The organism is Pseudomonas sp. Sample_24, assembly GCF_004307605.1.
In the GTDB taxonomy this organism is placed as follows: Bacteria; Pseudomonadota; Gammaproteobacteria; order Pseudomonadales; family Pseudomonadaceae; genus Aquipseudomonas.
The window spans coordinates 1-18,716 of sequence record NZ_RCNW01000021.1 but is presented as its reverse complement, the minus strand read 5'-3'; the positions used below and the strand labels follow the sequence as shown (position 1 = coordinate 18,716).

Here is an 18,716-nt window from a genome sequence, read left to right as displayed (position 1 = left end):
CACGAACAACGCAAAGTCGCCGAGGCGATCGCCCGGGTCGAGCGTGACACCGACGCCGAACTGGTCACAGTGCTCGCTGCCCGCGCCGACGACTATGCGTACATCCCGCTGCTGTGGGCCAGCCTGCTGGCGCTGGTGGTGCCGGGGATCGTGCATTACCTGAGCGGCTGGCTGACCCTGCATAGCCTGCTCATGGTGCAATGGACTTCTTTCATTGTGTTGTGCCTGCTGTTCCGGCTACCGAAAGTCACCACCCATTTGGTCCCGCGCTCGGTGCGTCACTGGCGCGCTTCGAACCTGGCCCGTCGGCAGTTTCTGGAGCAGAACCTGCACCACACCGAAGGCAGCACCGGCATTTTGATTTTTGTTTCTGAAGCCGAGCGCTACGTGGAAATCCTGGTGGACGAGGGCATTTCCAGGCGTCTGGACAACAAGAACTGGGACGCAATAGTCGCTGCATTCACCCAGCAAGTCCGGCAAGGGCAGACGCTGCAAGGCTTTGTCAGTTGCGTCGAGGCGTGCGGTGAATTGCTCAAGGTGCACGTGCCGGTGACCCATGTTCGCAATGAGTTGCCGAATCGCTTGGTGGTACTCGCCTAACCCTTGAGGTGGAGCGTTTTTGTAGCCTGTGGCGGCACAACCCGGGCAAGTTGTCCGACGCAGGGCCAGTCTTCAACATCCCTCTATAAGCGAACGCCTCGAGGCGGCCGCTCTGACGTAGAGGGAGTTCTCATGCCAGCGCATCAAAAACATGACTCTTTGCATGAGGCAGCGAGCGAAATCGATCTGCCGGCGAAACTGACTGCAAAAGAGACACAAGTCCTACTGTGGTGCTTAAAGGGTAAAACGTCCTGGGAGATCGCCAGGATTCAAAACTGCTCCGTGTCCACGGTCAACTTTCACTTCTCCAACATTCGCCGCAAGTTCGCCGTCAGTTCGCGCAGTGCGGCTCTGCTCAAGGCGATTGAAGTGGGAGCCATCAGCCTTGCTTCAATCGAATCGCGAGGTGTCCCATGAGCCTGGCTGAATCGACCTACAACAGCATCGGCGGCCTTCTGTTGGGATTGGGCATTTCGACATTGCCTTCGATTGACGGGGAGGTCCTGTTCGGTGCATCGCTGGGAGCCTGGCTGGTAACCACTACTCGCAGCAATTTCAAGGCCTGGCAGCGTATCGGCTCATGGTTATTGTCGGCGGGAGTCGGATATCTGTTTACGCCCGTCGCGCTGCCGATGGTTCCTTTTCTGACAGTCGGCGTGACGGCGTTTCTCTGCGCGATGGTCGTCATTCCCATCAGCATCAAGCTCATGCTCTGGATCGACGGGGCCGGGCTGGGCGACATTCTCAAGCACTTGAGAGGTCGGGGGTGATGGGCTATGCAATGATTGCACTGGTCTTCCTTACCGGTATTGCTCATTTGTTGAGTGCGGTCAGGCTGGCCTGCTATCAGCGTGATGAAGTGCATCACTGCTGGCGTGAAGGACTGGTGACCAGTCTGTGCGGAGGACTGTCCTGCGTTGCCGGGATGGATGTTTTTTTGACATTCGTGCCGGTGAGCCCATGGCATGCGGTAGCCAGTTTTTTCCTGTGCATGCTGATCATCAGAAGCGGTGGAAGGATCGTTACGCTGTGGCAAGCTGCGAAGGCATTCGATATCAGGCCCTAGCAGGTTTCATGGGTTATTCGACTGTTGGAGGGTCGACAGGATAGAGGCGATTTCTGCCAGTTGAAGTTCCATTTCCCGCAAGCGGCGCTTTTCCTCCAATGCATTCTGAATGGCACAGCGATCTTCTTCGTTGAGTGATCTCCACAGCGCGAGAATCGCATCTTCACGAACCGTACTGTCCTGATGGTGCGCGACTGATTCGGTCACCGCTGTTCGCATGATCGGACCTTCGCCAAGCAGCAGCCAATCAAGGGAGATGCCACGAGTCTGTGCGATTTCTACGCATAATGAGTATGGCGTGCTGTCACGACCTTTCCAGCTGCTGAGGGTCTGCGGACTGATTTGCAGCGCTGAAGACAAAGAAGCATCGCTTTTTGTATTGGTGATTTGTTTCAGTCGCGCCAGAACAGCTTGTGATTTTTTGCTACGCAATTTGAGCCTCTTCCTTTTGACATATGCTTTAATCGTGCTTAACGTATGCGAAATGAGTACTTTTTTTCTTGTAAGTAATCAATCATCAACTATGAGTCAGAAGAATACGATGTCGAAACTTCCTAATGGTATCAGGGTGATTTCCTACGAGTTTGGTTGTTACCCATCCCATATCTGCCCATTGCACTTCCTTTTGTCCGGCAGGCTTGTCTTGCAAGGACGGATTGCGGCGATCAACGCGGGTGGCAGTATTGCGGTTGGTCATGTCGATTACCACCAAATGACTACGGGGAATCGGGCATGAGTACTTACAAAATGGTATGTCCGCACTGCTTGAGCCGGATGCGCATTCGAACCAGCGAGGGTCGTCATATCTTTCTGCGAGTAGCCTATCTGCAATGTACGTCGGAGGCATGCGGCTGGTCGGTTCGCGCCGAGTTCGAAATGACCCACGAGCTCTCTCCCAGTGGAATGCCCAACCCGGCCGTACGTTTACCCTTTGCCGACCCCGACTTGCGCCATGCTGCCCGGCCTGTGGTTCAAAGCAACGTTTCGACGGATCCGTCACAGGCATTGACTCATGAATGAAATCGATGAAAGTCTGCAGTTGGATGATGAGCTATTGATTATTGCCCAAGGGTTTCTGGCCCGTCATGGAAGTGACGGATTGTCAGATGACCAAGTGTTGTTCTGCCGTGCCGTAAAACACATGCAGTGTATGGGGGTGCCCCGGCACATGGCGGAAAAGCTGGTCAGTCATGCCTATGGAGTACTCAAGTCGTGCAATGACCGGCGGCGTCTGGATATCGCCGCGAGTTCAGAAACTGTCGCCGTGGTGACCGACCCCGTCAACGGGCTTACTTGGGCGGTGCCTGTGGGGCTGATCGTCAAATACGTGATCAACTCACCGAGTAATCGCAAACTTCGATTGGTGTAATACAGAAGTTTCTGTGTGTGCAATCAGGTCTTGGGCGGTGGCCCCAGGACCTGGCGTGAAATAACTCCGTGCCCAAAAAATCCATGCACCCTAAAATAGCCTGCATTCCCGATTCGAATTGCCTGAGGCCGTTTTTCCATGTCTGTCACCGCCACTCCCGCCAGCCTCGCGCCGGATCATCACACCCAATTCATCCACTTGCTGCAAACCAGCCTGGAGCAAAACGCCTTTATCAAACTGGTGCTGGCCAAATATGTCGGTGATGAAATCGATCTGCAGCGGATCATCATCAAACCGGTGACGGTCAAGACGCAGCCTTGCCTGTCGTTCGTCTACCGCTACAAAACCCGTGACATCACCAAGAACCTGCCGCTGGACGAAGGCGTGGCAAGCATTGCCGGTTTGCTGCCAGCATCGTTCAAAAATGCGCATTTACTGTCGCTGACCGATGAAGCCCAGCTCGAATACAGCAAAAAGGGCAAGAGTTCGCTGTTCAAGAGCAAACCCCAGCAATTGCGTGAAGTGCCGTCCGCCGAACACAACCGCGAGAAGAACCGGTTTCTGGATTTGAGCCGACCGTTCCTCTCCGACCTCGGTGTGACCAACAGCAAGCACGAGCTGATCCCGGCGATGTCGCGCAAGTGGAAACAGATCAACAAGTTCATCGAAGTGTTCAGCCATGCGCTGACCTCGTCACCGCTGGCGCTGGACAAACCGGTACGCGTTGCAGACTTCGGTTCGGGCAAGGGATACCTGACGTTCGCCATCCACGACTACCTGCGCAATACCTTGAACGCCGAGGGCGAAGTGACCGGCGTTGAACTGCGTGAGGACATGGTCACCTTGTGCAACGCCGCGGCAGCCAAGCTTGAGCATCCGGGACTGGTGTTCAAGTGCGGCGACGTGCGCAGCGTGGCACCGAGTGAACTGGACGTGATGATCGCCTTGCATGCCTGCGACATCGCCACCGACTATGCCATCCACACCGGCATCCGTTCCGGGGCGTCGATCATCATGTGCTCGCCGTGCTGCCACAAACAGATTCGCCTGCAAATCCAGAGCCCGGCGTTGCTCAAGCCGATGCTGCAATACGGATTGCACCTGGGCCAGCAGGCGGAAATGGTCACCGACAGTTTGCGTGCGCTGTTCCTCGAAGCCTGTGGTTACGAAACCAAAGTGTTCGAGTTCATTTCGTTGGACCACACCAACAAGAACAAGATGATCCTGGCGGTCAAACGCGCCGAGCCGGTCGATCCAACGCAGTTGCTGGCAAAGATCGAGGAATTGAAGGCGTTCTACCAGATCACCGAGCATTGCCTGGAAACGCTGCTGCGAGCCGACGGCTTTATTAAATGATGACTCTGTAGGAGCACAGCTTGCTCGCGATGGCGTCCTCAAAATCGCCATCGCGAGCAAGCTTTGCTCCTACACGTGCTTGGCGATCCGCCGGCAAGCCTGGCTCCTACAGGGTTATGCACTAGCTACACGAGCCGGCTGCACCGCAGTCTTGCGCCCGAGCATCACGGTCACGATCACCCCGGCCGCGAACACCCAGGTAATCGGTTCCACGTGTTCACCGAAGAACAACGCGGAAAAGGCGATGGTGAAAAAAATCTGCAGCAACTGGATCTGACTGACCCGGGCAATGCCGCCCATGGCCAGCCCGGCATACCAGGCAAAGAAACCGATGAACTGCGAAAACAGCGAGACGTAACCGAAGGCCCACCAGGTCTTGGCGGAAATTTCGCCCTGGTGTTGCAGCGCCAGATACACCACCGGGCCGATCAGCAGCGGCGTCGACAGCACCAGTGCCCAGCAGATCACTTGCCATCCGCCCATCTCCTTGGCCAACCGGCCACCTTCGGCGTAACCCAATCCACCCACCGCAATCGCGCCGAGCATCAGCAAGTCGCCAGCCTGAATGCTGCCGGCACCACTGATCAGCGCATAACCGAGCACCAGCGCACTGCCCAGCGCGGCGCAGGCCCAGAAGGCTTTCGACGGCCGTTCATGGGACAACCATGCGGCGTACAGCGCCACACACAGCGGCTGCAGACCATTGACCAGTGCACCGTGGGACGCCGGCAAGGTTTGCATGGCCCAGGCCGACAGCACCGGAAACCCAAGAATCACCCCGGCAATTACCAGGCTCAGGCCTTTGATCTGTTTCCAGGTCGGCCATTTTTCCCGGCGCCACAGCAACAGCAACGCCGCCGGGATCGCCGCGAACAATGCTCGGCCCAGGCCATTGAGCAGCGGGTGCAGTTCCTGCACGACAATTCGTGTGAAGGGCAGGGTGAGGCTGAAAATCACAACGCCAAGCAGGCCCAGGGCCATACCGGTGTTTTCGCGCGAGGACATGATGGCAACCAGAATCGTGGAGGGTGCGGTTATCTAGCCATAATCGCGTCCCAAGCCGCTGTAACAGCTGGGTGAAGAGTTATCCGTACAGTTTGAGGGCTTCTTCGCGGGCAAGCCTCGCTCCTACAGATTTGGCGTGTTCTTTGTAGGAGCGAGGCTTGCCCGCGAAGAACGAAAACGCGGTCTTCGGGTAGTAGCCGGTTGTTACCCGGTCCGCCAGATAAGGACTACCTTGAATATTCCTATGCATTTCCAAGAGGAGTCCTACTCATGGCCGCTAAAAAAATCCTGATGCTGGTCGGCGATTTCGTCGAAGACTACGAAGTGATGGTCCCCTTTCAAGCGTTGCTGATGGTCGGCCACACCGTTCACGCGGTGTGTCCGGACAAAACCGCCGGCCAGACCGTGCGCACGGCCATCCATGACTTCGAAGGCGATCAGACCTACAGCGAAAAACCCGGTCACCTGTTTGCCCTTAACTTCGACTTTGCCAAGGTCAACGCGGCGGATTACGACGCGGTGCTGATTCCGGGCGGTCGTGCGCCGGAGTACCTGCGTCTGAACGAAAAAGTCCTGGAACTGGTGCGCGATTTCGACAAGGCCGGCAAACCGATCGCCGCTGTGTGCCACGGCGCGCAACTGCTGGCGGCGGCCGGGATTCTCGAAGGGCGCGAGTGCAGCGCTTATCCGGCTTGTGCACCGGAAGTGCGTCTGGCCGGCGGTACGTTTATCGATATCCCGGTGACGGACGGCCATGTTCAAGGCAATCTGGCCACGGCGCCGGCCTGGCCAGCGCACCCGAACTGGCTCGCCGGTTTCCTCGGTTTGCTGGGCACCAAAATCACGCTGTAACGAGGAACCTGTCATGTGCGAGCTGTACGTCAAGGCTGACCCGATTCTCTACGAATCGCGCTCCCGTTCGCTGCGCATTTGCGGGGTGGTGACCACTCTGCGCCTGGAAAACCAATTCTGGGACATTCTCAGCGAAATCGCCGAAGTCGACGGCATGACCACCAACCAGTTGATCGCCAAACTGTATGAAGAAGTGATGGACTACCGTGGCGAAGTGGTGAACTTCGCCTCGTTTTTGCGGGTGAGCTGTACCCGGTATTTGAGTCAGCGGCGGACAATCGCTCCGGAATTGTCGATGGTGAAGCGTTCAGTCAGGTAGGTTTGCGGCGTGCTTACTGGCCCTATCGCCAGCAGGCTGGCTCCTACAGTGGATTGCGTACAAACAGTCCAATGTGGGAGCCAGCCTGCTGGCGATGGGGCCTTTATAGGCGACAGAAATAGCAGGCTGGTCTTTACTCTGAAGCGCGCAACCTCTCAATCGCCAAGGAGAATCAGCATGTCCGGATGGTATGAAGTGAGCAAAAACAGCAGCGGTCAGTTCAGGTTTGTGCTGAAGGCGGCGAACGCCGAAACCATTCTGACCAGCGAGCTGTACACCACCCGCGCCGCGGCCGACAAAGGCATCGCGTCAGTCCAGGCCAACAGCCCTCAGGATGAGCGCTACGAGAAGAAAACCACCAAGGATGGCCATCCCTATTTCAATCTCAAGGCCGGTAACCACGAGATCATCGGCAGCAGCGAATCCTATGCCTCCGACGCCGCGATGGAGAAAGGCATCGCCAGCGTCAAGGCCAACGGGCCGACCAAGGTGATCAAGGACAAGACCTTGCCGGTGCTCTAAAAACTCTTGTAGGAGCCGGCTTGCTGGCGATGGCGTCGTGTTAATCAACACTTGTGTCGCTGACACAACGGCATCGCCAGCAAGCCGGCTCCTACATTGGCGATCAGCGCAGGGCGTTCAGCAGGCTCTGCAACTGAGCAATACCCGCCTCGCCCAATGGAAACACCGGCAACCGCGGATCACCCACCTCCAGACCGGTTTCGCGCAAACCGGCCTTGATCGTCGCCGGCAAGCCACCCTTGAGGATGAAGTCGAGCAATGGCAACTGGCGATAGAACAACTCGCGCGCCTTGCCCAGATCATTGGCCATTACCGCTTCATACAAGTCCAGGTTGAGCTGCGGGATCAGGTTCGGTGCCGCCGTGCACCAGCCTTTCGCGCCTGCCGCGAAGGCTTCGAGCGCCAGCGGGTTACAGCCGTTGTAGAACGGCACCCGACCTTCGCCCAAGCGTTGCAGCTGATGCATGCGCTGGATGTCGCCGGTGCTCTCCTTGACCATGGTCACGTTTTCGACGCCGTTGACGATGCGCAGAATCAAGTCCACCGACATGTCGGTGCCGCTGGTGGCCGGGTTGTTGTAGAGCATGATCGGCACGCCGATGCTGTCGCCGATGGCGCGGTAGTGGGCGAGGATCTCTGCCTCGCTGAGCTTCCAGTAGGAGGTCGGCAGCACCATCACCACATCGGCGCCATGGGCCTCGGCAAAACGTGCGCGGCGTACCGCTTTGGCAGTGGTCAGGTCCGACACGCTGACGATGGTCGGCACTCGTTTGGCAACGTGCTTGATGCTGAATTCGGCGACCTGATCCCACTCCGCATCGCTCAAGTAGGCACCTTCGCCGGTGCTGCCCAGTGGCGCGATGGAATGCACGCCGCCGTCGATCAAGCGGTCGATGGAACGCCCGAGCGCGTCAAGATCAACGCCTTCGCCGTTGGCGGTGAATGGGGTGATGGTGTAACCGATGATGCCGTGAATGTTTGCGGTGGACATGGTGTCGCTCCGTTGTAAAAGGGCAGGGGTGTCAGTTCAGGCAATCAGCGTGTTGACGCAGGTTCTGCCGGGCGTAGTAGTTGAAAGCAGCGGCATGGCGCTTGGGCCGTGCGATCCAGTCGTGGGCTTCGCGACCCAGTTCCGGAATGATCGGCTTGATGGTCCCGGCGCTCATTGCCAGCAATTGCAGTTTGGCGGCGCGTTCGATCAATTGTGCGATCACACAGGCCTCCTCGATGGTGGTGCCGGTGGACAACTGGCCGTGGTGGGAAAGCAGGATCGCCCGTTTGTCCCCCAGTGCGCCGGCAATCAGGTCACCTTCTTCGTTGCCTACCGGCACGCCGGGCCAACCTTCGAGGAACGCGCAGTCGTCGTAGAGCGGGCAGAGGTCCATGTGGGAAATCTGCAGCGGCACTTCCAGCATCGATAACGCGGCGATATGGGTCGGATGGGTGTGAATGATGCAGTTCACATCCGGTCGTGCGCGGTATACCCAACTGTGGAACCGATTGGCCGGATTCGGCATGCCGTGGCCTTCGAGCACTTCCAGGTCTTCGTTGACCAGCAGCAGGTTGCCCGCGGTGATTTCGTCGAAACCCAGGCCCAGTTGTTGAGTGTAGTAAGTGCCAGGTTGTGGGCCGCGGGCGGTGATTTGCCCGGCCAGACCCGAGTCGTGGCCATTCTCGAACAGAATGCGGCAGGTCAGGGCCAGCTTTTGCCGGTCGGTCCACGTATTATCCGCCAACGTGTTTTGCATCTGGTTAAGCGCTTGCTTGACCAGTTGATCTTTGGGCAGTGCTAATGTCTTGGCCATATCGGTGTCCTCTTTGGCTGAGTCATGCAGATGACACGAAAGATGCTATATGACACTTTGTGTCATTAGCAAGGACAATTCGTCACCTTCTTGATGGATTAATCGCTCCACATGTCTATCCGTTTGAAATTATTGAGAAAAAAGCTTGGCGTAACCCTTGAGGAATTGGCGGAAAAATCCGGCATGACCAAGAGTTATCTGTCGAAGGTCGAACGCGGGTTGAACACGCCGTCGATTGCGGCTGCGTTGAAACTGGCCAAGGCGCTAAACGTGAAGGTCGAGGAATTGTTCTCGGAGGACAAGGTCAGTGTCGACAGCTACAGCCTGGTGCGCAGCCACGAACGGCAACCCTTGGGTTCCAGCGAGGACAACCCGGGCTATGCGGTGCTGGCCCATCAGGTCAGTGAACGCAGCCTGCTGCCGTTCATCATTTACCCGCCGACCGAGTTCATCGACAAGGCCTTCAAGGAACACTTGGGCGAGGAGTTCCTGTTCGTCCACGAAGGGCAGGTGGAAGTGGATTTCGTCAGCGAACGCGTGCTGCTCAATCGAGGCGATGCACTGCACTTCAACTCACAGAAACCGCACCGGATTCGCTCGGTGGGCGAGGTGCAGGCGCAGTTGCTGGTAGTGGTGCATAGCGCTGAAGACTGAGTGGGTCGGTTTTGGTGGCGAGGGAGCTTGCTCCCGCTGGGCTGCGAAGCGGCCCCCTGCATTTTTTAAAGAACATGCAGGGGCAGGATTACGACTGCTGCGCAGCTGAGCGGGAGCAAGCTCCCTCGCCACAGGTCAGGCGTTTGCCTCAGACCTCAACGGGTACGGCCAACTTCGGGCTACCCAGCGCATGGGTCTTCGAATCAAAAAACCGCAACTCAATCCCCGTCCCCTCGAACACCTTCGCGTAATGCCGCTTCTGATGCTGGATGAACGCCTTGCTGCGCGGATAGATCGAGATCGCCAGCACCTGCGGTTTGGCCAGGCGCAAGGCATGGATGATGTGTTTGTCCTGCTCGCCCAGCGCGTGCCCGAAAATGCACAAACCATCGCCATGGCCGAGTAGCTGCTCGTAGCAGAACGACAGGTAATCGGAGCTGCGGATGGTCTTGAGTTTGTCCGCGCTCGGCCCTTCGTTGACGAACAGCGGTACGTCGTCGAGGGTCTTGATCGTGTTGTTGATGGCGAAATTGCCCAGCAACGTGCCCTCGGTCGACATCAATTTGCGCGCTGTGCCGTCCTGGTTACGCACCAGGTGCAGACCGCCGTGCAGGTACAGCAAGCGGGTTTTATCGGTGGCGGTGGTGCTGAGGTCGAAGGCGGGTTCGGCACCCTGGAACAGGTCGGTGATCGTCTCGGGCTGGTGTTGCACCGCCCAGTAGTTGAGCAGGTCGTAATTGGTGGTGAACACCGTGCGCCAGGTGCTCAGTTCCTGGTTGATCGTCGCCAGTGTCGATGCCTGGACCAACCGCCACGGAATGTGCGCGGCATGCACGGTGTTGATCAGCGCTTCCTTGATCGCGTAGTAACGATTGCGCGGCGCGGCGGAGCTGACGGCCAGGGCCTTGTTGACCCGGCTGGTGGTTTTCAGTGCGCTCAGCACCTGCTCGAAACTGCGGGTTTGCATCGCGTCGAACACGCTCAGCTCGGATGGGCTCAGCGGTTTTTCTTCCACTGTGCGAGCGTTTTCAAACAGCGACTCATAGCCGAAATCATCCCACACCGCGCGGCTGGCACCGTTGCCCACCAGCAGGCCGCTGAACGCAGCGCTCGTGCGCAAGGCGTTCCAGTCTTCAAGTTGGGCATCGACATCCAGGAAATCGGTCATTGCGTTTTTTCGACTCACGGCAAAAGGGGCTGATGGGCTGCGACTTTATCATGCCGGGCGGGGAGATTTTTCGTCGCGCGCTGCATCCCCGGCACAGCCCGGACGAAGGACGTTATGCTGCGCCTTCGCCTGAGCCGACTTTGCCGAGTGCCCAATGCTGCAAAAAAGCCTGATCCGCCGCCTCGACCTGATCACCCTGCAACTGTTTGTCGCCGTACATGAAGAGGGCACGCTCACCCGTGCTGCCGCGCGCGAAGCGATTGCGGTGTCGGCGGCGAGCAAGCGTTTGATGGAGTTGGAAGAGGCGCTGGGCATCAGTCTGTTCGTGCGCCAGGCCAAGGGCATGACGCTGACGGCGGCCGGTGAAACCTTGCTGCATCATGCGCGGCAAATGCTGTTCAACGTCGAGAAAATGGGCCTGGAACTGGGTGAGCACAGCCACGGGGTGCGCGGTTATGTGCGGATGCTCGCCAACCTGTCGGCGATCATTCAGTTTCTGCCGGAAGACTTGCGGGATTTTTCCGAGCGGCACCCGCAGGTCAAGACCGATCTCGAAGAACGTCCCAGCGCCGGGGTGATTCAGGGGGTTCTGGATGGTGTGGCGGACCTCGGGATCTGTTCCATCGACAGCGACATCAAAGGCCTGCACAGCATGTTGTACCGTCAGGACAAACTGGTGGTGGTGATGCTGCCCGAGCACACGTTGGCATCACGCGAATCGGTGCCGTTTGCGCAAACCCTGGATTCCGATTACGTCGGCCTGCATGCCGCCAGTTCGATCAACATGCGCACCCACGCCGCCGCGAGGCAGGCTGGCAAAGTCTTGCGCATCCGCATTCATGTACCGGGGTTCGATGCGGTGTGTCGCATGGTGCAAGCCAACATGGGCATCGGCATCCTGCCGCAGCGGGCCTATGAATTGTTTGGTCGAGCGTTGGGGTTACACGCGGTGCCGTTGACGGATGAATGGTCGGATCGGGCGTTGATTCTGGTGGTGCGGGATGAGGCGTCATTGTCGCCGGTGAGTCGGTTGTTGTTTGAGCATTTGCGGGGGGCGGTCTGAAAGTTCTTGGTTGACTCTGTTGGCCTCATCGCTAGCAGGGCTAGCTCCCACACAGAGTCCGCGGCACCCGCAAAACCTGTGGGAGCCAGCCTGCTGGCGATGACGGACCTGAAGACACAAGGATCTCAGAAAGCGTTCGCATTTCGCGAACGCCCGTTGCCAACTGAAGGTTGGATTGCAGGCCCCGTCGTCCTCTAGCCTTGGCCCATATTCCAAGAACAAGAGGTACCCGCGATGACTGCCCCCTTGAGTGCAATCAAAGTGATCGAGATCGGCACGCTGATCGCCGCGCCGTTCGCCGCGCGCATGCTCGCCGAGTTCGGCGCCGAAGTGATCAAGATCGAAGCCATGGGCCAGGGTGATCCCTTGCGCAAATGGCGCAAGCTGCACGAAGGCACTTCGTTGTGGTGGTATCTGCAATCACGCAACAAGAAATCCCTGGCGCTGAACCTGAAATCCCCCGAAGGCATCGAACTGGTCAAGCAACTGGCGACCAGCGCCGACGTGCTGATTGAAAACCTGCGCCCCGGCGCACTGGAAAAACTCGGTCTCGGTTGGGATGTGCTGCATGCCCTCAACCCGAACCTGACCCTGGTGCGGATCTCCGGCTACGGCCAGACCGGCCCGTACCGCGACCGTCCGGGCTTCGGCGCCATCGGCGAGGCCATGGGCGGCATTCGTTACACCACTGGCACCCCGGGTTCACCCCCGGCGCGCGTCGGCGTGAGCCTCGGCGATTCCCTGGCGTCGCTGCATGCGGTGATCGGCGCGCTGATGTCGTTGCTGCGGGTCAAGACCGGGCAGGGCGGCGGGCAAATCGTCGATGTATCGCTGGCCGAAAGCGTGTTCAACGTCATGGAAAGCCTGGTGCCCGAGTACGACATGCTCGGCCACGTGCGTGAGCGCAGTGGCGGTGCCTTGCCCGGCATCGCGCCTTCCAACACCTACCTCACGGCCGATGGCGCCTATGTGGTGATCGCCGGCAACAGCGATCCCATCTACAAGCGCCTGATGCAAACCATCGGCCGCCACGATCTGGCCGACGCCCCCGAGTTTGCCCACAACGACGGGCGTGCAGCCAAGAGCAATCTGCTCGACGCAGCGATCACTCACTGGACCAGCAGCCTGCCCATCGACGACGTTCTGGCCGCGCTGGAAGCCGCCGAAGTCCCGGCCGGGCGCATCTATTCGGTGGCCGACATTGTTGCCGATCCGCACTATCAGGCGCGGGACATGCTGCTCAACGCCGAACTGCCGGGTGGCGCCACGGTGAAGATGCCGGGCATCGTGCCGAAACTCTCGCAAACCCCTGGCGGCGTGAACTGGTCCGGCCCCGGTCTGGGTCAGCACACCGACGATATCCTCGCGCAATTGGGCCTGACCGAAGTGGACATCAAACGCCTGAAAACTGAAGGAGTGGTGCAATGATCACTGATTATTCCGAGCGCCTCATCGTTCAGGAAGTGTCCCCGCGCGACGGCTTGCAGATCGAGCCGACCTGGGTTGAAACCGTCGACAAAATTGCCCTGATCGATCAACTGTCGCTAGCCGGGTTCAGCCGTATCGAGGCCGGTTCGTTCGTGTCGCCCAAGGCCATTCCCGCATTGCGCGATGGTGAGCAGGTGTTCAAGGGCATCACTCGCCAACCGGAGGTGATCTACGTCGCGTTGATCCCCAACCTGAAGGGCGCGCAACGGGCACTGGCCTGCACTGCCGATGAACTGAACCTGGTGATGTCCGCCAGCCAGACTCATAACCTGGCGAACATGCGCATGCGCTGCGAAGACTCTTTGGCCGCGTTCGGCGAGATTGTGCACTTCGTGCAGGGCTCCAAGGTGCGACTCAACGCCAGCATCGCTACCACGTTCGGCTGCCCGTTCGAAGGCAAGATCGATGAAGACCGGGTGCTGCAGATCGTCGAGGCCTATCAGGAGCTCGGCATCCAGGGCATCACCCTGGCCGACACCACCGGCATGGCCAATCCGCGCCAGGTCGAGCGCTTGGTGCGCCGGGTGTTGCAGCAGGTATCGCCGGCGGATTTGACCCTGCATTTTCATAACACCCGAGGCCTTGGCCTGTGCAACGTGCTGGCCGCCTATGAGGCGGGTGCCCGACGTTTCGACGCGGCACTTGGCGGGCTCGGCGGCTGTCCGTTCGCGCCGGGTGCGTCGGGCAATATTTGCACCGAGGACCTGGTCAACCTGTGCGATGAAGTCGGGATTCCAACCGGTATCGATCTGCCGTTGTTGCTGAAGCTTTCCCGAGGATTGCCGGCACTGCTGGGCCATGAAGTGCCAGGCCAGCTGGCCAAGGCTGGACGCAATTGCGATTTGCATCCAGTCCCCTGATGACGCGTGACCTGTAAAAACCAACCAGACAACAAAAACAATCGGACACCCAAGGGAAGTCCGCCTGGAGAAAACAATGAGCCTTAATGCACTGGAGGCCGGCGCGAGCCCGGCCGTTACCCACGATGAAGAAAAAGCCCTGGTCAGCAAGGTCGCCTGGCGCCTGATGCCGCTGATCATGGTCTGCTATCTGTTCGCTTTTTTCGATCGCATCAACATCAGCTTCGCCAAGTTCCAGCTACAGGCCGATCTGAGCCTGAGCGATACCGCGTATGGCCTCGGCGCCGGGTTGTTCGTGGTCGGTTACGTGATTTTCGAAGTGCCGAGCAACATGATGTTGTACAAGGTCGGCGCCCGGCGCTGGATCGCCCGGATCATGATGTCATGGGGCCTGGCCACCGCATTGATGGTGTTCGTCAACAGTGAATGGCAGTTCTACGTCCTGCGATTCCTGATCGGTGCGATGGAGGCCGGATTTGCGCCGGGTGTGCTGTATTACCTGACGTTGTGGTTCCCCCAGCACTATCGTGGGCGCATCACGTCGATGTTGTTCCTGGCGTCAGCGTTTGCCGGTCTGGTCGGTGCACCGTTCTCCGGACTGGTGTTGCAACACCTGGATGGTTTTCTTGAAATGCGTGGCTGGCACTGGTTGTTCCTGCTCGGCGGCGTGCCATGCATTGGTCTCGGGCTGTTGGTACTGACCTTGCTCAAGGACCGCATCGAAGACGCCCATTGGCTGACACCGTCGGAAAAGACACTGCTGGCCAGTCGCATCGCTCACCATGAACCGCATAAGAGCGGCGGCTCGCTGCTCGCGGCGCTGCGGATTCCGGGCTTCCTGACCCTCGGCCTGATCTACTTCCTGATTCAAGTGGCGTCCTATGGCCTGAACTTCTGGGCGCCTCAACTGATCCGCAGCGCAGGGACCGAGAGCCCGGTGATGATTGGTCTGCTGACCGCGATACCGTACATCTGCGGTGCGATCAGCATGGTGGTGATTGGGCGTTTGTCTGATGCTTGCGGCGAGCGCCGCAAGTTTGTCGCGGGTCTGGTAGCGGTGGGCGCAGTCGGCTTCTTCTGTGCGGGAATCTTCGCCAACCACACGACTTTCCTGATCGTTGCGCTGGGCCTGCTCGGCGCCGGGATCATCGCTTCCATCCCAAGCTTCTGGACCCTGCCACCGAAATTGCTGGCCGGTGCGGGCGCGGGAGCTGCGGGCGGGATTGCGGTGATTAACACCCTGGGTCAGTTTGGCGGCATTGTCAGCCCGGTCATGGTTGGACGCATCAAAGACCTGACCGGCAGCACCACACCGGCGTTGTATGTGATTGGAGTTTGTGCGCTCATCGCCGTGGCGCTGCTGATGTGGGGGCTGCCGCAGAAGCTGCGTACGCTCGACAAGATCTGACGATTCGCAGGCTACGGCAGCCCACAAGGACCACGCATCCCTGTGTGAGCTGCCGAAGGCTGCGATTCAGACTTCACCAACTTGAAGGTGGAAGTCGGCGCGTGTGAAAAACGCGTAGTACCTGAAGCCGACCTTGGCGAACCCGGTAGGGAATCAAATAAGGGCGATCTGGCACCACCCATTCTCTGGTACCGGGTAAACGTCCCTCACGACCTGTCGCTGGAAATCGGGCAAGGTGATCCACGCTGGCGATAATCGCCTGAACAAAATCTGCTGCTGCCTCAGGATTCTCGATAGCGATGTACGCTGCTTCGTCATCGAGATTCTTTAATGCCGTACGCAACCACTCAACGCGCATTGGCCGTCCACTTACCAGCGATAGCGTCCACTTCTTCTTGGGTCGCGAAGTCACCTTCATCGGCTTCTTTCAAAGCGTTCTGAATCTCCTCGATTTGCCACGCTTCACGGGCCAGGTATTCGCGCAAGGCGTCGACCGCCAAAAAGGATTTGCTGCGTCCCGTCGCTTTGGAAAGACTGGCGAGCGTATCGGCGATATCGTCTGGTACGCGCAGAGACATAACGGACATGATGGTCTCGATGTAGTGGTTTGTAATACAACATACTACACCGCCATCCTGTGGACGCTGCCATCCCGTTCGTCTGTCGAGATGTTTCGGTCGACAGGCAATGACCTGATATAGACTGGCGCCCATTCACCAGAAAGTTCAAAAGGACTTCCCATGACCCCCTCGCTGCTGATGGCTGTTCTCGCCTCGGGATTCATTTACGGCATCACTCCGGGGCCCGGCGTACTGGCTGTGTTTGGCATCGGCGCGGCGCATGGGCGACGGGCAGGGGCGGGGTTTCTTTGCGGGCATTTGCTGGGCGATGTGATCTGGTGCAGCACTGCGTTGGTGGCGATTGTCGGGGCGCGAGAAATCGGCAGCACCGCGTTTGACGTACTGGGCGTGCTCAGCGGTCTCTTTCTGTTCTGGCTTGGCTGGCGTGCAGTACGAGTGCGCCGCCAAAGTGCCCAAGCGCCGCAAGGCCCGGCGCGTCAGCCGTTCTGGCATGGCATCCTGTTCGGCCTGACCAACCCCAAGGCCTACCCGGTAGCGGTAGCCACGTTCACGGCGTTGTTGTCCAGCCGCGCCGAGTTGCTGACCTGGTCGATGTTGCCCTGGCTGATTTTCCTGAGCTTCGTCGGCGGCCTTGTCGCCTACGCTATCCTCATCGGCATTGTCGGGGCGCGCCGGGTACGTACCTTGTATCAACGGCATGAACTGGCGATCACCCGGTTGTGCGGGGTGATGTTCATCGGCTTCGCCATCAACGCCTTGGCCCATGCGCTGCCGGGGCTGGTGACGAACAAGGCTTGACGCTGATTGCCGGGATGCATCAGTCGCACACGTACGGGATGGTTTTTATATTGTTGCATTGTTCGGACACGCGCTCGGCACCATGACCTCCAGAAATTCCGCTCCGATGGCGAGCTACATCGATCTCTTGCTGGACGCCGTTTGCGCGGTCGACAAACAGGGTCGCTTCGTTTTTGTCAGTGCCGCCTGCGAGCGCATTTTCGGCTATAGCCCTGACGAACTGATCGGCCAGTCGATGATCGATCTGGTGCACCCGGCCGATCGCCAGCGAACCCTGGACGCTGCACGCGAAATCATGGGCGGCGAGCCCAAGCTCAATTTCGAAAACCGCTACCTGCGCAAGGACGGCCAGGTGGTGCACATTCTTTGGTCGGCGCGTTGGTCGGAGGTCGATCAGTTGCGCATCGCCGTGGCCCGCGACATTACCGAGCGCAAGCAGGCGGAGTCCCGGCAAGCGGCGCTGTACGCGATTTCGGAAGCGGCCCATGCGGCGGAAGACCTGCTGGCGTTGTTCAAACGCATCCACCTGATCATTGGTGAATGGTTGCCAGCGCTGAACTTTTCCGTGGCGTTGTATGACGAGCATTGCGCGCAGCTGAATTTCCCGTATCACGTCGACGATCACGAACCCCAACCCGAACAGCCCGGCACAATGACCGGGCGTCTGTGCGCCGAGGTCATTCGCAGCGGCATGCCGATCCTGCTGACCCCAGGCCAGGATAATCCACCCGAAGGGTTCGAATTACTGGTGACCGGGCAGAATTCGCCGTGCTGGCTGGGTGTGCCGCTGAACTCGCAAAACGGCACCATTGGCGCACTGATCGTCAAAAGCATCCCCGGTGGCGAGCGCTATACCGAGCAGGATAAAGAGCTGTTGCAGTACGTCTGCGCCCAGGTCGCGACGGCGATCGAGCGCAAACAATTGCACGCACGCCTGCAACGCATGGCCCAATATGATCAATTGACCCAACTGCCTAACCGCGAATTGCTGCGTGACCGGTTAAAGCTGTCAATCGAAGCGGCCCGCGCAGATTGCGGACGCATGGCGCTGCTGTATGTCGACCTCGACCGATTCAAACAGGTCAACGACACCCACGGCCATGCGGTGGGCGACATGCTCCTGCAAACCGTGGCCAATCGACTCAAGGGCTGCGTGCGCGAAACCGATACCGTGGCGCGCATTGGCGGTGACGAATTCGTGGTGTTGCTGCACAGCATCCACGCCTCAGGCGATGCTGACTGCGTGGCCGGGAAAATCCGTCAGGTGCTGGCCGCGCCGTTGCGTCTGGACGGCCACAGCCTGAGCATCCAGCCAAGCATCGGGGTGGCGCAATACCCAGAACATGGTACGGAAGAAAAGCAGTTGTTCCGGCATGCCGACGAAGCGATGTACACCGCCAAGCGTGAACATCACCTGCGGCTCGTCTGAAAAAATCTCACCGTTCGTCGTGGCGATTCCAGATTTTCTAAACCTTTTGCATCGCGAAAATTCAGATTCTATGCGGGCTACAGCTCGCCGCGATCATTACCAAGAGGTAGAGAATCATGCCTAACTCAAGAAACTCGAACTCGGGAAACTTCTCCAACGATCGAACGAAGGCGTCTGAAGCCGGTCGCAAAGGTGGGAAAACTACCACCACGACTGTCGACAAAGAGCCTAAGCCCGATATGGGTCGTAAGCCCGCACAGAAATCCAAGTAATGGATGTTGGTAGTTTTGATTGAGAAGCGGGAGCGAAAGCTCCCGTTTGAATTTTAAGAGGAGGGCGCGACCATGAACCGGATGGCCACCCGATTACGCAA

The 18,716-nt window shown here is 58.7% G+C and carries 25 protein-coding genes; 18 read left to right on the top strand and 7 right to left on the bottom strand.

Annotation, left to right across the window (positions count from 1 at the left end; translation table 11 throughout):
- From D8V06_RS01010 to D8V06_RS00995, 4 genes are all read left to right on the top strand, one after another.
- On the top strand, positions 1-600 hold a 600-nt coding region (locus tag D8V06_RS01010; protein WP_130930282.1), incomplete at its 5' end, for a TPM domain-containing protein.
- Positions 601-732: 132 nt separating this feature from the next.
- The gene (locus tag D8V06_RS01005) at positions 733-1,017 is read left to right on the top strand and encodes a helix-turn-helix domain-containing protein (RefSeq protein ID WP_130906079.1); all 285 of its coding nucleotides are present in this window, start codon (positions 733-735) and stop codon (positions 1,015-1,017) included.
- Complete coding sequence (locus D8V06_RS01000) at positions 1,014-1,370, top strand: putative holin (protein ID WP_130906080.1); 357 nt, start codon at positions 1,014-1,016, stop codon at positions 1,368-1,370. Before D8V06_RS01005 ends, D8V06_RS01000 begins: the two co-directional genes overlap by 4 nt.
- The gene (locus D8V06_RS00995; protein ID WP_130906081.1) at positions 1,370-1,666 is read left to right on the top strand and encodes a phage holin family protein; all 297 of its coding nucleotides are present in this window, start codon (positions 1,370-1,372) and stop codon (positions 1,664-1,666) included. Before D8V06_RS01000 ends, D8V06_RS00995 begins: the two co-directional genes overlap by 1 nt.
- 6 nt (positions 1,667-1,672) lie before the next feature.
- On the opposite strand, the gene D8V06_RS00990 is transcribed toward D8V06_RS00995, so the two are convergent.
- A complete protein-coding gene (locus D8V06_RS00990) occupies positions 1,673-2,098 on the bottom strand; it encodes a helix-turn-helix domain-containing protein (protein WP_130906082.1) in 426 nt (141 codons plus the stop codon).
- A 300-nt stretch (positions 2,099-2,398) separates the two neighbouring features.
- On the opposite strand from D8V06_RS00990, the gene D8V06_RS00985 reads away from it, so the two are divergent.
- The 3 genes from D8V06_RS00985 (at position 2,399) to D8V06_RS00975 (ending at position 4,391) form a co-directional block, all read left to right on the top strand.
- Positions 2,399-2,686, top strand: a complete 288-nt coding sequence (locus tag D8V06_RS00985; RefSeq protein WP_130906083.1) for an ogr/Delta-like zinc finger family protein — start codon at positions 2,399-2,401, stop codon at positions 2,684-2,686.
- Positions 2,679-3,035, top strand: a complete 357-nt coding sequence (locus tag D8V06_RS00980) for a hypothetical protein (RefSeq protein ID WP_130906084.1) — start codon at positions 2,679-2,681, stop codon at positions 3,033-3,035. The genes D8V06_RS00985 and D8V06_RS00980 overlap by 8 nt, the downstream gene beginning before the upstream one ends.
- 138 nt (positions 3,036-3,173) lie before the next feature.
- The gene (locus D8V06_RS00975) at positions 3,174-4,391 is read left to right on the top strand and encodes an SAM-dependent methyltransferase (protein WP_130930281.1); all 1,218 of its coding nucleotides are present in this window, start codon (positions 3,174-3,176) and stop codon (positions 4,389-4,391) included.
- A 114-nt stretch (positions 4,392-4,505) separates the two neighbouring features.
- On the opposite strand, the gene D8V06_RS00970 is transcribed toward D8V06_RS00975, so the two are convergent.
- Positions 4,506-5,396, bottom strand: coding sequence for a DMT family transporter (locus D8V06_RS00970; protein WP_056856068.1), 891 nt, complete (start codon positions 5,394-5,396; stop codon positions 4,506-4,508).
- A gap of 270 nt (positions 5,397-5,666) precedes the next feature.
- Between D8V06_RS00970 and D8V06_RS00965 the strand changes: the two genes are divergently transcribed.
- From D8V06_RS00965 to D8V06_RS00955, 3 genes are all read left to right on the top strand, one after another.
- Positions 5,667-6,248 (top strand): DJ-1/PfpI family protein, encoded by a 582-nt coding sequence (locus D8V06_RS00965; RefSeq protein WP_056856067.1) that lies wholly within the window; start codon positions 5,667-5,669, stop codon positions 6,246-6,248.
- 13 nt (positions 6,249-6,261) lie between these two features.
- Entirely contained in the window at positions 6,262-6,567 is a 306-nt protein-coding gene (locus D8V06_RS00960; RefSeq protein WP_056856066.1) for a ribbon-helix-helix domain-containing protein, read from the top strand.
- A gap of 177 nt (positions 6,568-6,744) precedes the next feature.
- Entirely contained in the window at positions 6,745-7,089 is a 345-nt protein-coding gene (locus tag D8V06_RS00955) for a YegP family protein (protein WP_056856065.1), read from the top strand.
- A gap of 103 nt (positions 7,090-7,192) precedes the next feature.
- On the opposite strand, the gene D8V06_RS00950 is transcribed toward D8V06_RS00955, so the two are convergent.
- Together D8V06_RS00950 and D8V06_RS00945 are read right to left on the bottom strand one after the other, a co-directional pair.
- On the bottom strand, positions 7,193-8,080 hold the full coding sequence (locus D8V06_RS00950; protein WP_130930280.1) for a dihydrodipicolinate synthase family protein: 888 nt from the start codon (positions 8,078-8,080) through the stop codon (positions 7,193-7,195).
- A 31-nt stretch (positions 8,081-8,111) separates the two neighbouring features.
- Complete coding sequence (locus D8V06_RS00945) at positions 8,112-8,894, bottom strand: aldolase (protein ID WP_056856063.1); 783 nt, start codon at positions 8,892-8,894, stop codon at positions 8,112-8,114.
- A gap of 111 nt (positions 8,895-9,005) precedes the next feature.
- Here D8V06_RS00945 and D8V06_RS00940 point away from each other — a divergent pair, with 111 nt between their 5' ends.
- Complete coding sequence (locus D8V06_RS00940) at positions 9,006-9,548, top strand: XRE family transcriptional regulator (protein ID WP_056856062.1); 543 nt, start codon at positions 9,006-9,008, stop codon at positions 9,546-9,548.
- A gap of 148 nt (positions 9,549-9,696) precedes the next feature.
- On the opposite strand, the gene D8V06_RS00935 is transcribed toward D8V06_RS00940, so the two are convergent.
- Positions 9,697-10,716: a DUF4917 family protein gene (locus tag D8V06_RS00935; RefSeq protein ID WP_130930279.1), complete on the bottom strand. Its 1,020-nt coding sequence runs from the start codon at positions 10,714-10,716 to the stop codon at positions 9,697-9,699.
- Between the two features lie 154 nt (positions 10,717-10,870).
- Here D8V06_RS00935 and D8V06_RS00930 point away from each other — a divergent pair, with 154 nt between their 5' ends.
- The 4 genes from D8V06_RS00930 (at position 10,871) to D8V06_RS00915 (ending at position 15,535) form a co-directional block, all read left to right on the top strand.
- On the top strand, positions 10,871-11,779 hold the full coding sequence (locus tag D8V06_RS00930) for a LysR family transcriptional regulator (protein WP_130930278.1): 909 nt from the start codon (positions 10,871-10,873) through the stop codon (positions 11,777-11,779).
- Positions 11,780-12,013: 234 nt separating this feature from the next.
- Positions 12,014-13,207: a CaiB/BaiF CoA-transferase family protein gene (locus tag D8V06_RS00925; protein WP_130930277.1), complete on the top strand. Its 1,194-nt coding sequence runs from the start codon at positions 12,014-12,016 to the stop codon at positions 13,205-13,207.
- Entirely contained in the window at positions 13,204-14,127 is a 924-nt protein-coding gene (locus D8V06_RS00920; RefSeq protein WP_130930276.1) for a hydroxymethylglutaryl-CoA lyase, read from the top strand. Before D8V06_RS00925 ends, D8V06_RS00920 begins: the two co-directional genes overlap by 4 nt.
- Positions 14,128-14,203: 76 nt before the next feature.
- A complete protein-coding gene (locus D8V06_RS00915) occupies positions 14,204-15,535 on the top strand; it encodes an MFS transporter (RefSeq protein ID WP_130906092.1) in 1,332 nt (443 codons plus the stop codon).
- Between the two features lie 73 nt (positions 15,536-15,608).
- On the opposite strand, the gene D8V06_RS00910 is transcribed toward D8V06_RS00915, so the two are convergent.
- Together D8V06_RS00910 and D8V06_RS00905 are read right to left on the bottom strand one after the other, a co-directional pair.
- Positions 15,609-15,893, bottom strand: a complete 285-nt coding sequence (locus tag D8V06_RS00910) for a type II toxin-antitoxin system RelE/ParE family toxin (RefSeq protein ID WP_130906930.1) — start codon at positions 15,891-15,893, stop codon at positions 15,609-15,611.
- Positions 15,883-16,122: a ribbon-helix-helix protein, CopG family gene (locus tag D8V06_RS00905; RefSeq protein WP_130906931.1), complete on the bottom strand. Its 240-nt coding sequence runs from the start codon at positions 16,120-16,122 to the stop codon at positions 15,883-15,885. Before D8V06_RS00905 ends, D8V06_RS00910 begins: the two co-directional genes overlap by 11 nt.
- 153 nt (positions 16,123-16,275) lie before the next feature.
- Here D8V06_RS00905 and D8V06_RS00900 point away from each other — a divergent pair, with 153 nt between their 5' ends.
- From D8V06_RS00900 to D8V06_RS00890, 3 genes are all read left to right on the top strand, one after another.
- On the top strand, positions 16,276-16,914 hold the full coding sequence (locus D8V06_RS00900; protein ID WP_130906932.1) for a LysE family translocator: 639 nt from the start codon (positions 16,276-16,278) through the stop codon (positions 16,912-16,914).
- Positions 16,915-16,996: 82 nt separating this feature from the next.
- Positions 16,997-18,343: a GGDEF domain-containing protein gene (locus D8V06_RS00895; RefSeq protein ID WP_056856054.1), complete on the top strand. Its 1,347-nt coding sequence runs from the start codon at positions 16,997-16,999 to the stop codon at positions 18,341-18,343.
- Positions 18,344-18,459: 116 nt separating this feature from the next.
- Positions 18,460-18,615 carry a KGG domain-containing protein gene (locus D8V06_RS00890; RefSeq protein ID WP_082557648.1) on the top strand — a complete coding sequence of 52 codons (156 nt, stop codon included), beginning with the start codon at positions 18,460-18,462 and terminating at the stop codon, positions 18,613-18,615.
- Positions 18,616-18,716: the final 101 nt, after the last annotated feature.